The sequence below is a fragment of the Thioclava sp. NG1 genome, from assembly GCF_003122275.1.
GTDB classification, from domain to species: domain Bacteria; phylum Pseudomonadota; class Alphaproteobacteria; order Rhodobacterales; family Rhodobacteraceae; genus Thioclava; species Thioclava nitratireducens.
Window position 1 is genome coordinate 318,655 of record NZ_QFBB01000003.1, and the last position, 14,011, is coordinate 332,665.

The window sequence follows — 14,011 nt, forward strand, 5'->3', positions numbered from 1 at the left end:
GCCCGCGCAAAGCGGGTCTGTCGTGTCTCTTGCGGCGCGTTCGCCTTGGGGTTCGCACCGGTGAAACAGCGCAGAGCGCTGGCGTGGTCGCCGCCGCCACGCATATCCACTCCCCTCGCACCGCGATTCCCAGCGGTTTCGTTTCTCCGATCGAGACGGCGGCAAATTCAGCGGCGTTTTTAGGGAAGCCTTAAGGCGGCGTTGCTATGCCTCGTGTGACCGCTTTGTTCCCGGCCCAAGAAACACGAGGTCTCGTTCATGCAACCGACTCCCGATGCCTCCGGCTCGACGTTACGGGGCTGGCGCCTCCGCAACTTCCCCGATTGCGCCGCGATCTCGGTCGCGAGGCTCCGGTCATCTCTTTCCGCGCGCGCTTTCCGAGACGCCTTCGAATTCCGACTGAGGTTTCAATAGATGACACGCAGTATTCTGGTGGTCGACGACTCCCTGTCAGTCCGACAAATGATCGCCACGACCTTGAAGAGCGCTGGCTACGACGTGGCCACTGCGGTGGACGGGCAGGACGCGCTGGACATCAGCCGGACCCGTAGCTTCGATGCGGTCATCACGGACCAGAACATGCCCCGGCTCGACGGGCTGGGGTTCTGCCAGGCATTCCGGGCACGCCCCGCCAACCTCGGCGTGCCAATCGTCTTCCTGTCGACCGAAACCGCAGCCGCGATCAAGGACAAGGCCCGCGCGGCGGGAGCCATCGGCTGGATGGTGAAGCCGTTCGACCAGCAGAAACTCCTTTCGGTAATCGGCAAGGTGGTGGGGACATGATGGACGAAGACTCTCTCGACACCTTCCGCGCGGAGGCCGAGAGCCTCGTGGAAAGCCTGGAGCAGCAGTTGCTGGCCTTGCAGGACGCCCCGGGGGACCGTGGGCTGATCGACGGGGTTTTCCGCGATCTGCATACCCTCAAGGGATCCGGCGCGATGTTCGGGCGCACCGACATCGCCGGTTTCCTGCATGACTTCGAGACGGCATTCGTTGCCGTACGTGAGGGGACGGTGCCGGTGGACGAAGACCTGATCACGATCAGTCTCGCGGCACGCGATCACGTTGCCGGCCTGCTATCCGGGGCTGCGCGCGATGACGGCAACGCCATCCTCAAGCGGCTCGCCGACCATCTCACCTCCGACGCTCCGCCGGCCGCGCCCGGCAGGCACCTGCGTTTTTTCCTGCCACCGGACACGCCAACGCTGGGCGGCCGACCAGAACTGGTACTGGAGGAATTGCAACACCTTGGCGCGGCGCAGATCCTTGCCTTGACCGACGAGATTCCGCCCCTCGATGCGCTGGACCCGCTGCAGCTCTACCTCGGATGGGAGGCGTGGATCGACTCAACCGCGACCGAGGACGATATCCGCGGCGTCTTCCTGTTCCACGAGAACGGCCTCCGCCTCGAACTCGAGTCGTCGGAACCGGCGGACCCCCTGCCCCCGCAACGCGCGAGCAAGGAATCTACGGCCCCGGAACAGGAACCCGCAACCGATCCGGCGCCGGCCCGGTCCGCGGAGGGGGCTAGCCGCGGCTCCGGTGCGCTCATGCGGGTGCCGGCCGAGCGCCTCAACGACATGATGGACCGTGTCGGGGAACTGGTGATCGCAGAGGCCCGGCTGATCGAACTGGCCTCACAGTCCGGCGACCCCGGGCTGATCGCGGTGGCCGAAGACATTCAGCGCCTGACCACGGCGATGCGCGACACGACGATGTCGATCCGCATGACCCCGATCGGCGCGATCACGGGACGCTTCCGCCGGCTGGTCCATGATCTGACCGGCAGTCTGGGAAAGTCGCTCACTTTCACGGTCGAGGGCGAGGAGACCGAGCTGGACAAGACCGTTGTCGAGCGGTTGACGGACCCGCTCATGCATATCATCCGCAACGCCGCCGACCACGGTCTGGAGGATGCGGCGACCCGGCGCGCGATGGGTAAGCCCGAGACCGGAGAAATCCGGTTGAAGGCCCGCTACTCCGGGGCCGAGGTGCTGATCTCGCTTGGCGACGACGGACGCGGTCTCGACCGTGCCGCGATCCGCGACCGGGCCGTGGAGCGCGGGCTGATCGCCGAAACCGCCGACCTGAGCGACGAGGCGCTCTTCCAACTCATCTTCGTTCCGGGCTTCTCGACAGCGGCCACGGTGACTGAGCTGTCGGGGCGCGGAGTCGGCATGGACGTGGTGCGCCGCACGATCGAGGCGCTGCGCGGGACGCTCGAGGTCACGAGCGAACCCGGCCACGGCACGACGGTTACCCTGCGCCTGCCGCTGACCCTCGCCATCGTCGACGGTCTGCTGATCGAGGTGGCGAACGAACGTTTCGTGATTCCGCTGGCCGCGGTGGATGAAATCGTCGAGCTTCCCGCCGAGATGGCCATGCCCGACAGCGGCAACGCATTTCTCGACATTCGCGACAGCCTGGTGCCCTTCCTGCGCCTGCGCCATCTGCTGGACAGCCCCGGCGCCCCCGGCCCGCATCAGAAGGTGATCGTCGTGACCAGCAGCGATGGCCGCGTCGGACTGGTGGTGGACCGCATCATCGGCACCAATCAGACCGTCATCAAGCAGCTCTCGCCGCTGCATGCCGGACTCAAGGCATTCTCCGGCGCGACGATTCTGGGCGATGGCGCGGTGGCGCTGATCCTCGACGTCCCGCAACTGGTCGCGCGCGGCCATAGCGAGGCCGAAACCGGTCAGGAGGCGGCATGACCCTGAACAGCGACCCCCGCGCGCTCGACGGTGATCTCGTCACCTTTCACCTCGCCGGTGAAACACTGGCGGCCCCGACAGCGCAGCTACGCGAGGTACTCGAACCGGGCGCCATGACCCGCGTGCCCGGTGCGCCCGATTTCGTCGCCGGGTTGATCAACGTTCGCGGCGCCGTGGTGCCGCTCGCCGACCTGCGGGTTCCGCTGAGAATGCCGCGCGCCACCGGGGGGATCGCGGCCCGTGTTCTGGTCCTCGATCTCGATCTCGAAGACCAGCGCAGCATTGTCGGCATCCTCGCCGACAGCGTGCATGAGGTCACGCGCATCCCGCCCGAATCCATCGAACGCATACCTCCGGTCGGCAGCCGCTGGCCGCCCCGCTACGTCGCCGCCGTCGGACGCTGGTCCGGCCGCTTCGTCACGATACCCGACCTGTCGACGATCTTCGGCGATTTTCTCATCGGGCGAACCGCCCAACCAGAAAGGCCCGGCGCAACGTCCGCGGGGTCCACACCGCAACCGGAGCATGCCTGATGCGATTTACCTTGAAACTCAAACTGGCCGCCACATTCATTCTTCTGATTGCCCTCGCTGGCACTGGCCTCGCATTCGCGATCCGCGATCTCGGACGCCTCAACGATCGTTTGGGCGAGCTGGTCAACAACTCCGCGCGCAGGATCGAATTGTCCCAGCAACTGAATGCTGAGCAGTTGCGCATCCAGCGCAACGTGCGGGAATATCTGCTGAGCGAACGCGCTTCCATGCGGACCGAATTGCGCAGCGAACTCGCGGCCGGGCGAAAGGCCCATGACGCTTTGGTCACCGACCTGCTTGCCCTGGCAACACCCGAGGGCAAGGCGGAAATCGCCACCTATACCGACATCAACGCCAAGCTGCGCGACATCAACAATCGCGCGATGGGCATGGCCGACAACGACGGGGCTTTGTCGGGCTACCGGCTCGTGTCGAGCGATGGACAAGCCCAGTGGACCGAAATGCAGACAAGCCTCGACGCAATTTTGGCTTCCAACCATGCCATCATGGCCGAGGCGATCCGGAACACCGATGCGCTCTACGCCAAAGCGCGACAGACCGTGATCGGGTTGATGATCGCCGCCGTGGTGCTCGGCGCCCTGACAGCCACGTGGATCGTGATGACGATCTCGCGCGGGCTGAATCGCTCGATCGAACTGGCGCGCCGCGTCTCGGACGGCGATCTGACGCAAACGGCCACGTTGCGCGGCAACGACGAGGTGACCGATCTGCTGCGCGCGCAGAACATCATGGTCGAGAAGCTGCGTGACATCGTCGGCGAAGTTACCGGCGGTGCCAGCAACGTCGCCTCGGGCGCCGGCGAGATGGCGAGCACGTCAGAACAACTCAGCCAGGGCGCGACTGAGCAGGCCTCTTCGACCGAGGAGGCGTCGAGCTCGATGGAGCAGATGACCGCCAGCATCAAGCAGACGGCCGAGAACGCGTCCGAAACCGAGGGCATGGCCAAGAAATCCGCCGAGGACGCCCGGGCTTCGGGCTTGGCGGTGTCGCGCGCCGTAACTGCGATGCAGACCATTGCCGAGCGCATCATGGTGGTGCAGGAAATTGCGCGCCAGACCGACCTCCTGGCTCTCAACGCGGCGGTCGAAGCCGCGCGCGCAGGTGAACATGGCCGAGGCTTCGCCGTGGTCGCTTCCGAGGTGCGTAAGCTGGCGGAGCGCAGCCAAACCGCGGCCGGGGAGATCAGCGGACTGTCTTCGGACACGGTCAAGGCTGCCGAGGATGCCGGCCGGATGCTCGACGGTCTGGTCCCCGACATTGAACGCACCGCCGAACTGGTCAGCCAGATCAGCGGCGCCAGTCAGGAACTGGCCACCGGCGCCACACAGGTGAATCTGGCGATCCAGCAGCTGGACAAGGTCACCCAGGAAAATACTTCGGCGTCCGAGCAGTTGTCGTCGACCGCCGAAGAGCTGTCGGCTCAGGCCGAGACACTGCGCGCGACGATGTCGCTGTTCCGGCTGGCTGACGGGATGGCCGCTCCCGCCGGGCACGCGGCGTCGTCCACGTCCACCGGCCGCAAACCGCAACGACGGGCATCGACCGCGCAGCCCAAATCGCCACCCAAGTCCGGTGGCTTCGATTTCGACATGACCGTCAGCGAGGACGAGCTGGATGCTCAGTTCACCCGGGCCGGCCGCAACGCTGCATGATCAGACACAAGTCCCACAGCAAGGATGTGAAGACATGACACAGAACCACCGTACCGTCGTCACCTTCGGACTGGCGGACACGCTTTTCGCTCTGCCCGTTGCGCCCGTGGTCGAAATTCTGGACGTGCGGCCAATCACTCCACTGCCCCGAACGCCCGCACATCTGCTGGGGCTGATCGACCGGCGCGGCGCTTCGGTACCGGTGATCGATCTGCGCCGTCTTCTGGGACGCCCCGACTGCGATGACGCGCCAGATACGCGGATCATTGTCTTGGGGCTGCGCGGCGATGGTGACGCCGATCACAGTGTCGGGCTCCGGGTCGACCAGGTAATCGAGGTGACAGAGCTCGACGAGGCTGTCACCCGGCCGCTGGCCGAGGCGGATTTGCTGAAATGGCACGAATCTATGGTGGCCGGCATCGGTCGTCGTGACGGCGCCTTCGTGACAGTGCTGGATGTCGAAGGGCTCTTCGCGGACGATGTCGCTGTTCTCGCGTCGGCCGCACTCGCCGCCTGACAATGGTAGACGCGGCAACCAGCACCAGCCACGCCAGGCTCGATCGGTTCCGCGACCTCGTTCACGAGGTCAGCGGCATCCGGTTGCGGGAGTCTAAAAACGTGATGATCGAGTCGCGCCTGCGCAAGCGTATGGTCGCGCTCGGCCTCCCCACGCTGGACGCATATCTCGGTCACCTGTTCGACGATGGAGCAATGCGCGAAGAATTGCCCCAAATCATCGATCTGATAACCACCAACAAGACCGACTTCTTCCGGGAGCCGGCACATTACCGCTTTCTGGAGGAGCGTATCATTCCCGAATGCCTCGCGCCTGCGCCCGCTGGACGGACGGTCCGGTTCCGGCTCTGGAGCGCGGCAGCCTCGACCGGGGCCGAAGCCTGGTCGGCGGCAATGCTGCTGGCCCGCGCGGCACAGGCTCATCGCCGGCTGGATTGGGCCATACTCGGCACCGACATCTCTCACCGGGTGCTGCAGATCGCGCAAAACGCCGTCTTTCCGCTATCGGATCTGGAGCCGGTCCCCCCGGCATTGCGCGACGCCTATCTCATGCAGGGCAGGAAAGGCCCGGTTCGGCAGGCACGAATTGTGCCGGAACTCCGTGCGCGGGTCCGGTTCGCACCGATGAACCTGATGGAGATACCCTATCCAATCGAAACCGGTCTGGACGTTGTCATGCTGCGCAACGTCCTGATCTATTTCGACCCGCCGACGCAGCACCGGGTGCTCGCCGCGCTGGCCCGACACCTGCGTCGCGGCGGCTACCTGATCGTCGGCCATTCCGAGTCCATGATCGTGCAGGTGCCTTCGCTCGTTCAGATGGCCCCCGGCGTGTTCCGCAACGAAGGAGCAACATGATGGCGCAGATCAAGGTTCTGATCGTCGAGGACAGCGCCTCCGCGCGAAAGGCGCTGTGCGAACTTCTGGGCGCGGATCCGGCCATTCGGGTGACCGCGACCGCCCGCGATGCTTTCGACGCGGCCGAGAAAATGCGCGATGCGCTGCCCGATGTGATGCTGCTGGATCTGGAATTGCCGCGTATGAATGGGCTGACTTTTCTGGCCAAGATAATGGCACAGCACCCGCTGCCCGTCGTCGTCTGTTCGAGCCATACCGATGCCGGCTCGCATGCCGCGATGCGCGCGCTGGAAATTGGGGCCCGCGAGGTCGTGGGCAAGCCGCGCCTGACCACGCCCGAGGCCCGGCAGGAAGCACAGATTCGGCTCTCCGATGCCGTACGCGCCGCTGCGAAGGCAGGCGGACTTCGCGGCTTCGGCGATCGCGCGTCCGCCCGACTGAAGGCAGAGCCGACCCAGCTCTCGCCTGGGCCGAAACTTACGGCCGACGTCATCCTGCCTCCGCCACGTCCCGGCGCGCCGATCCCCTCCGGCGTCGGGCCGCTCGTGGTGATCGGCGCTTCGACCGGGGGGACGGAGGCGCTGGCGACGCTGCTTCCGCGGCTTGCCCCGACGACGCCACCGGTCGTGATCGTCCAGCACATGCCGGAGAAATTCACAGCGGCCTTCGCCCGGCGGCTCGATGGTCTCTGTTCGGTCAGTGTCAGCGAGGCGGTGGATGGCGACCGCCCAGTCCCGGGCAGCGTGCTGATCGCACCGGGCGATCGCCACCTCATTCTGCGGCGGCAAGGCGCGGGCTATCGCGTGGGGATTCTCGATGGGCCCTATGTCGCACGGCATCGACCTTCAGTGGATGTTCTGTTCCGCTCGGCGGCGATCGCCGCCGGGCCGGCGGCGCTTGGGATCCTGATGACGGGCATGGGCGATGACGGCGCGCGCGGGCTGGCCGAGATGCGGGCGGTCGGCGCCCAGACCATCGCTCAGGACAAGCCGACCTCGGTCGTGTGGGGGATGCCCGGTGAGGCGATGCGCATCGGCGCCGCTGAACGGGCGGTTCCGCTGCAGGGGCTGGCGACGGAGATCGCGCGGTACGAGATGCGGGTCGGTGCGGCATGACCGATGATATCACGCGGTCGCTTGCCGCCCTCCGAACAGTTTCGGCGCAGCTGGCGGGCGAGTTGGAAGCCGTCTTCCTGAATGCATCGACCGCGCTATTCGCACGGCTCGACGATCTCGGCACGATGCAGACCATGCTGGGACGCGTCTCCGAGGCGTCCGGCCAGGAGGGATTGAAACGGCTCGACGAGGCAGCGCGCGACGTCGGGACGCTCCTCGAACAGGTCGAAGCCCAGTTCGGCATGCTCGACGAGGCGGCCGAAATGCTGCTCGGCAATGCCGCAGAGATCCGTGCTCTGATCCCCGCTCAGGTCCGCAGAATTCGGCTTGCGCGAATGATCGCGACCAATGCCCTCGTCGTCAGCCGCGCCATGAACGAGGGGTCGTTGGCGCGCTTCGCCACGGAGGCCCGGACAATCCTCGACAGGATCGATCGCGCGGTGGCAGAGCTGGGGGAGGAACTGGCGCAGGGCGACCGGCAGCTGGCCCACCTCGCCCCTGAGATCCGCGGCATGAAACGGACCGCGCAAGACATCGGGGATGTTCGAAGGGAAATCTCTGCTCTGCTCCGTGCGCTGCGTGGCAATTCCTTGCCGCTCCGGGCCGTGGAACAGGTCGGAGAAGCGCGGCAACGTCTCGGATCCGCCCTTCAAAGCGCGGTGACCCATCTTCAATGCGGTGACGCGGCGCGGCAGAGGCTGGAACATGTCGAGGCGATAGCGGCGCGCGGCGAGGCCGGTCCGGCGGGCGTAAGACCTGCCGCCCGGGCGCTCGCGCAGCGACAGCTGCACGCGGCGATCGACGACTTGGGGATGGGCATCGAGGCCGCCCTGCCGGAGTTCGATCGGATGGGAGTGCAGGTCGAAAACGCGCGCGTCGAACTCGCCGGCATCGCCGAGGCTCCCTTGGCAAGATCACTGGCCGGCGTGGCCGAACGCGCCCGCCGGCTGGCGACCGGGGCAGAGCAACTTGCAGCGCAGCGTGATCGGATCGCGCCGGACATGGCCGCGCTCTCGGCCCTTTACGCCCGCAGTGCCGCGTCCGCCGCGGAAATATCCCGTCTCGACGAACGCATCCAGCTGCTCGGGATAAACGCGACCCTGGTCTCCGGCCGTCTGGGGCCGGACGGCGGAGCGACGCTCGAAGTGTCAGAGCAGCTGCGCGACTGCACACTCGAGATCGCGGCCGGGATCGCCGGGATCGTCCGCCTGGCCCTGTTGCAGGAGTCGAGCGCCGCGGTCTTCCTTTCCCCGGACGAGCAGAGCGGCGCGGATATCTCTGCGGTCAGGGCCATGGAGAGCCTCGCGGCAGAACTCGGCGCCGCGCTGGACGGCATGACAGATATGGTCCGCGCCGACCGCGATGGTCCCCTGCGGGATAGCCGGGCCGCGTTGGTGCGCTTGCTGAGCGAAGCACGATCGGCGCTTCCTCCGAACACGAACAATGCCTTCCAGGGCGAGATTTCGAACGAAATCGCCAGCTTTTTGGACGCGGTCGAGGCGAGTTACACCATGCCCGCAGAGCGCGAGGTGCATGCCGGGGTCTTCCCGTCATCCTCGGCGGATTTCGTATCCGTGGCACAGGAGGCCGAGGACATCTTCTTCTGAGGTATCCGCATATTCAGTCACCGGTTCCAGCGCCCGGGCGCTGAAGCGTATCGTGTGCCGATCTTCGCCAGCGTATCGTCGGTGCAGCCAGTGTCGTAGAGACAGACGTGGCGCGCGCCGGTCACCGTGTGCGTTTCCAGCCATTCGAGGATGTAATCACCGATAGTCTTCACGATAGCGACGAGGGCCGGACCGTCGCGCATCGGCGGCGGGGGACGCGGTGATGCCGAAGAGCCGAATCTTCTTCGATCCGATCGCCTCGATGAATCCGGAGATGCTCACATGCGCGCGTTTCCATTAGCGCCTGCGTAGCCAGATGCGCGGGTGGGAACAAGTTTGTGCGCAACCAAGGGCGGTGCATGCGAGACAATTCGCCGACACGCAACTCTGCGCGGAATCTTTGCAGAATTGATCGCAGGGGGGATTCCAATGACGAATCACATGTGACATGATTCGAGATACAGGGCCCGGCAGAGGTCAGGACGCGGCTCCGGGGGACGGAGCGCGGCCGATACGGAAGAGAGGCAGGACAATGGTTATGAGACGCCCCACGATCGGGCCTCTGATTTTCGTGACCGTGGCGGTGGTGCTCGGCGCCTATTTCGCCTTTGCCGCCGTACAGGGACGCTACGGCATTCTCAGCCGCGTGCAGATCGAAGCGGAGATCGACGCCAAGCGCGCCGAGCGCGATGCGCTGCGCGCCAAGGTCGACCGGATGGCCAACCTGACCCATCGCCTCTCCGACGATTACCTCGATCTGGATCTTCTCGACAGTCAGGCGCGCGAAGTGCTGGGCGCGATGCGCTCCGACGAGATCGTGATCCGCTGAGAGGCTACTCGGCCTGCCCGTTTTTGCGGCACAAACATCGCTCGAAAACTGCCTCACCGGCCCTAGTTGAAACGTGAGCGCCATTCCCGCCCTGCGATGCCGCGGGGTCATTGCCTTCGGCCCGGCATTGCTGTAAGGAATGGTTTAACGCTAAACTATTCCGGCCAAGGGAGGTCTGACCAATGGCAGCACGGAAAGGCTCGGCGAGCGGCGCCAAAGCGGGCGCGAATGTCTCGGCCGAGGAACTCAAGCAATATTACCACGACATGCTGCTGATCCGGCGCTTCGAAGAGAAGGCCGGTCAGCTCTACGGCATGGGTCTGATCGGCGGCTTCTGCCACCTCTATATCGGACAGGAAGCGGTGGTCGTCGGCCTCGAGGCTGCGGCGAAGGAAGGCGACAAGCGCGTCACCTCCTATCGCGACCACGGGCACATGCTCGCCTGCGGGATGGACCCGAAAGGCGTCATGGCCGAGCTCACGGGCCGCGACGGCGGTTACTCGAAGGGCAAGGGCGGCTCGATGCACATGTTCTCGAAAGAGAAGCATTTCTACGGCGGCCACGGCATCGTCGCGGCGCAGGTGCCGATCGGTGCGGGCCTCGCCTTCGCGGATAAGTACAAGGGCAACGACAACGTCACCTTCACCTATTTCGGCGACGGTGCGGCGAACCAGGGTCAGGTCGCAGAGACCTACAATATGGCGCAGCTCTGGGATCTTCCGGTCGTTTTCGTGATCGAGAACAACCAGTACGCGATGGGCACCAGCGTGAAGCGCGCGACCAAGTCGCCCGACTTCTACGAGCGCGGCATCGCCTACGGCATCTCCGGCGAGGAAGTCGACGGGATGGACGTGCTGGCGGTGAAGCAGGCTGGCGAGAAGGCCGTCGCGCACTGCCGCGCGGGCAAGGGCCCCTACATCCTCGAGATCAAGACCTATCGCTATCGCGGCCACTCGATGTCGGACCCGGCGAAATACCGGACCCGCGAAGAAGTGCAGAAGATGCGCGAAGAGCGTGACGCGATCGAGCAGGTCCGTCAGCTTCTGTTGACCGGCAAGCACGCGACCGAGGACGAGCTCAAGCAGGTCGACAAGGATATCAAGGCGATCGTCAACGGCGCCGCCGATTTCGCCAAGGAGAGCCCGGAGCCCTCCGTGGATGAACTTTACACCGACATCTACACTGATGTCGCGCCGCAGAACGCCTGAGGGGGGAAAGACAGATGGCAACCAAGATTCTGATGCCCGCGCTCTCGCCCACGATGGAAGAGGGCACGCTGGCGAAATGGCTCAAGAAAGAGGGCGACGAGATTTCGGCCGGTGACATCATCGCCGAGATCGAGACCGACAAGGCCACGATGGAATTCGAAGCGGTCGACGAAGGCACGCTGGGCAAGATCCTCGTCGCCGAAGGCACCTCCGGCGTGAAGGTCAACGACCCGATCGCGGTTCTGCTGGAAGAAGGCGAAGACGCCTCCGCCGCGGAAGAGGCCGAAGCGCCCGACACCGGGTCGGACGCCGCCGAGAGCGACGACAGCGACGAACCCGCGAAAACTCCGGCCAAGGCGAAGTCCTCGGACGACGGCGACGACATGCCCAAGCCCGACACCACGCCGGATTGGCCCGAAGGCACGCCGATGAAGACGCAAACCGTCCGCGAGGCGCTGCGTGATGCAATGGCCGAAGAAATGCGCGCCGACGACACCGTCTTCGTGATGGGTGAGGAAGTCGCGGAATATCAGGGCGCCTACAAGGTCACGCAGGGCCTGCTCGACGAGTTCGGCGACCGCCGCGTGATCGATACGCCCATCACCGAGCATGGTTTCGCCGGTCTCGGCGTCGGTGCGGCCTTCGGTGGCCTGCGCCCGATCGTCGAATTCATGACCTTCAACTTCGCCATGCAGGCGATGGACCAGATCATCAACTCGGCAGCGAAGACGCTCTACATGTCGGGCGGCCAGATGGGCGCACCGATGGTGTTCCGCGGTCCGAACGGTGCTGCGGCCCGCGTGGCGGCACAGCACAGCCAGGATTACGGCGCATGGTATGCCCATGTTCCGGGCCTGAAAGTCGTGCAGCCCTACTCGGCGGCCGATGCGAAGGGCCTGCTGAAAACCGCGATCCGCGATCCGAACCCGGTGATCTTCCTCGAAAACGAGATCCTCTACGGGCGGAGCTTCGAGGTACCGGATCTGGAGGACTTCACGATCCCCTTCGGCAAGGCGAAGATCTGGCGCGAAGGCGCGGATGTCACCATCGTCAGCTGGGGCATCGGTATGAGCCACGCGCTCGAAGCCGCCGACAAGCTCGAGAAAGAGGGCATCGACGCCGAAGTGATCGACCTGCGCACCCTGCGCCCGGTGGATTACGACACGGTGCTCGCCTCGGTGCGCAAGACCAACCGCTGCGTGACCGTCGAGGAAGGCTTCCCCGTCGCGAGCTTCGGCAACCACCTGTCGGCCGTGATCATGGAGCGCGCCTTCGACTGGCTCGACGCCCCGGTGATCAACTGCACCGGCAAGGACGTGCCCATGCCCTACGCGGCGAACCTCGAGAAACTGGCGCTCGTGACCTCCGACGAGGTCGTCGATGCGGTCAAAAAAGTCACCTACCGGTAAGGGGATAGCGCAATGGCAACCCAGATTTTGATGCCCGCCCTGTCGCCCACGATGGAGGAAGGCACGCTCGCGAAATGGCTCGTGAAAGAGGGTGACGAAGTCTCCTCGGGCGACATCATCGCGGAGATCGAGACCGACAAGGCCACGATGGAATTCGAGGCCGTGGATGAAGGCACGATCGGCAAGATCCTCGTCGCCGAAGGCACCTCCGGCGTGAAGGTCAACGACCCGATCGCGGTGCTGCTGGAAGAAGGCGAAGACGCTTCCGCCGTGGACGAGGCCGAAAGCCCTGCCCCCGCCGCGGCTCAGGCCGAAGCTGCCGAGGACGCGGAAGAGACCAAGGAAGCCGACAACGCGCCCGCCGAGAAAAGCGGCGCGAAAGCCGGCGGCTCGAAAGGTGCGGGCGCCGCGCCGAAGACCGAGAAAGCGCCTGCTGCGCCGCAGGATGCGGATGGCAAGCGCGTCTTCGCCTCGCCGCTCGCGCGCCGCATCGCCGCCGACAAGGGCGTCGATCTGGCCTCGCTCAAGGGCTCGGGCCCGAAGGGTCGCATCGTGAAGGCCGATGTCGAAGCCGCCGAAGGTGGCAAGGCAGCCCCGGCCAAGTCGGACGCGCCGAAATCCGCGGATGCGAGCCCCGTTCCGGCGCCCGCGCCGTCGGTATCCTCCTCTGCCATCGCCAAGATGTACGAGGGTCGCGAGTACGAGGAGATCGAGCTCAACGGGATGCGCAAGACCATTGCCGCGCGCCTCACCGAGGCCAAGCAGACGATCCCGCATTTCTACCTGCGCCGTTCGGTCAAGCTCGACGCGCTGATGAAATTCCGCTCGCAGCTCAACAAGCAGCTCGAGGGTCGTGGCGTGAAGCTGTCGGTCAACGACTTCATCATCAAGGCCTGCGCGCTGGCGCTGCAATCGGTGCCGGATGCGAATGCGGTCTGGGCCGGCGACAAGGTGTTCAAGCTGAAGCCCTCGGACGTGGCCGTCGCGGTCGCGATCGAAGGCGGGCTGTTCACGCCGGTGCTGAAAGATGCCGAGGCGAAATCGCTCTCGACGCTTTCGGCGGAGATGAAAGACCTCGCGACCCGGGCCCGCGACCGCAAGCTCGCGCCGCATGAATATCAGGGCGGCAGCTTCGCGATCTCCAATCTCGGCATGTTCGGGATCGAGAATTTCGACGCGGTCATCAACCCGCCGCATGGTGCGATCCTCGCCGTCGGTGCAGGCATCAAGCAGCCGGTGGTGAATGACGAGGGCGAGATCGAGGTGGCGACCGTCATGTCGATGACGCTCTCGGTCGATCACCGCGTGATCGACGGCGCGCTCGGCGCGGAGCTTCTCAAGGCGATCTGCGAGAACCTCGAGAACCCGATGCTGATGCTGGCCTGACCGGTCCGCACGTTTCGAGACTTTGAAGAGGGGGGCGCTGCCCCCCTCTTCGCATTCGCGAACTCACCCGGGGGAGATTTTCACCAAGGGGACGATGCGCAGTCATTCGAGAAGGCTGGAGGCTTTTCGCGAGGCAACAAAAAAGCGGGGCCGAAGCCCCGCC

Annotated in this window: 13 protein-coding genes; 12 read left to right on the top strand and 1 reads right to left on the bottom strand. The window is 65.3% G+C overall.

Annotation, left to right across the window (positions count from 1 at the left end; genetic code table 11):
• Nucleotides 1-414: 414 nt before the first annotated feature.
• From DEM26_RS07070 to DEM26_RS07105, 8 genes are all read left to right on the top strand, one after another.
• A complete protein-coding gene (locus DEM26_RS07070) occupies nt 415-783 on the top strand; it encodes a response regulator (protein WP_088718483.1) in 369 nt (122 codons plus the stop codon).
• Nucleotides 780-2,714 carry a chemotaxis protein CheA gene (locus tag DEM26_RS07075; protein ID WP_109172025.1) on the top strand — a complete coding sequence of 645 codons (1,935 nt, stop codon included), beginning with the start codon at nt 780-782 and terminating at the stop codon, nt 2,712-2,714. The genes DEM26_RS07070 and DEM26_RS07075 overlap by 4 nt, the downstream gene beginning before the upstream one ends.
• Nucleotides 2,711-3,247 carry a chemotaxis protein CheW gene (locus DEM26_RS07080; RefSeq protein WP_109172026.1) on the top strand — a complete coding sequence of 179 codons (537 nt, stop codon included), beginning with the start codon at nt 2,711-2,713 and terminating at the stop codon, nt 3,245-3,247. Before DEM26_RS07075 ends, DEM26_RS07080 begins: the two co-directional genes overlap by 4 nt.
• On the top strand, nt 3,247-4,920 hold the full coding sequence (locus tag DEM26_RS07085; protein WP_109172027.1) for a methyl-accepting chemotaxis protein: 1,674 nt from the start codon (nt 3,247-3,249) through the stop codon (nt 4,918-4,920). Before DEM26_RS07080 ends, DEM26_RS07085 begins: the two co-directional genes overlap by 1 nt.
• A 34-nt stretch (nt 4,921-4,954) precedes the next feature.
• Nucleotides 4,955-5,437 (top strand): chemotaxis protein CheW, encoded by a 483-nt coding sequence (locus DEM26_RS07090; protein WP_088723355.1) that lies wholly within the window; start codon nt 4,955-4,957, stop codon nt 5,435-5,437.
• A 2-nt stretch (nt 5,438-5,439) separates the two neighbouring features.
• Nucleotides 5,440-6,294: a CheR family methyltransferase gene (locus tag DEM26_RS07095; protein WP_109172028.1), complete on the top strand. Its 855-nt coding sequence runs from the start codon at nt 5,440-5,442 to the stop codon at nt 6,292-6,294.
• Nucleotides 6,291-7,409, top strand: coding sequence for a protein-glutamate methylesterase/protein-glutamine glutaminase (locus DEM26_RS07100; protein WP_199224638.1), 1,119 nt, complete (start codon nt 6,291-6,293; stop codon nt 7,407-7,409). Before DEM26_RS07095 ends, DEM26_RS07100 begins: the two co-directional genes overlap by 4 nt.
• Before the next feature lie 62 nt (nt 7,410-7,471).
• Nucleotides 7,472-9,016: a hypothetical protein gene (locus DEM26_RS07105; RefSeq protein WP_146194438.1), complete on the top strand. Its 1,545-nt coding sequence runs from the start codon at nt 7,472-7,474 to the stop codon at nt 9,014-9,016.
• Between the two features lie 17 nt (nt 9,017-9,033).
• Here DEM26_RS07105 and DEM26_RS20340 read toward each other — a convergent pair whose 3' ends face one another.
• Nucleotides 9,034-9,189, bottom strand: a complete 156-nt coding sequence (locus tag DEM26_RS20340; protein WP_157771584.1) for a hypothetical protein — start codon at nt 9,187-9,189, stop codon at nt 9,034-9,036.
• 359 nt (nt 9,190-9,548) lie between these two features.
• Between DEM26_RS20340 and DEM26_RS07115 the strand changes: the two genes are divergently transcribed.
• The 4 genes from DEM26_RS07115 to DEM26_RS07130 all read left to right on the top strand — a co-directional run bounded on the left by DEM26_RS07115 (nt 9,549) and on the right by DEM26_RS07130 (nt 13,848).
• Nucleotides 9,549-9,845 carry an FtsB family cell division protein gene (locus DEM26_RS07115; protein ID WP_075775013.1) on the top strand — a complete coding sequence of 99 codons (297 nt, stop codon included), beginning with the start codon at nt 9,549-9,551 and terminating at the stop codon, nt 9,843-9,845.
• Between the two features lie 182 nt (nt 9,846-10,027).
• Nucleotides 10,028-11,053 (top strand): pyruvate dehydrogenase (acetyl-transferring) E1 component subunit alpha, encoded by a 1,026-nt coding sequence (gene pdhA / locus DEM26_RS07120; RefSeq protein WP_075775014.1) that lies wholly within the window; start codon nt 10,028-10,030, stop codon nt 11,051-11,053.
• Nucleotides 11,054-11,067: 14 nt separating this feature from the next.
• Nucleotides 11,068-12,462, top strand: coding sequence for a pyruvate dehydrogenase complex E1 component subunit beta (locus tag DEM26_RS07125; RefSeq protein ID WP_075775015.1), 1,395 nt, complete (start codon nt 11,068-11,070; stop codon nt 12,460-12,462).
• Nucleotides 12,463-12,474: 12 nt separating this feature from the next.
• A complete protein-coding gene (locus DEM26_RS07130; protein WP_109172032.1) occupies nt 12,475-13,848 on the top strand; it encodes a pyruvate dehydrogenase complex dihydrolipoamide acetyltransferase in 1,374 nt (457 codons plus the stop codon).
• Nucleotides 13,849-14,011: the final 163 nt, after the last annotated feature.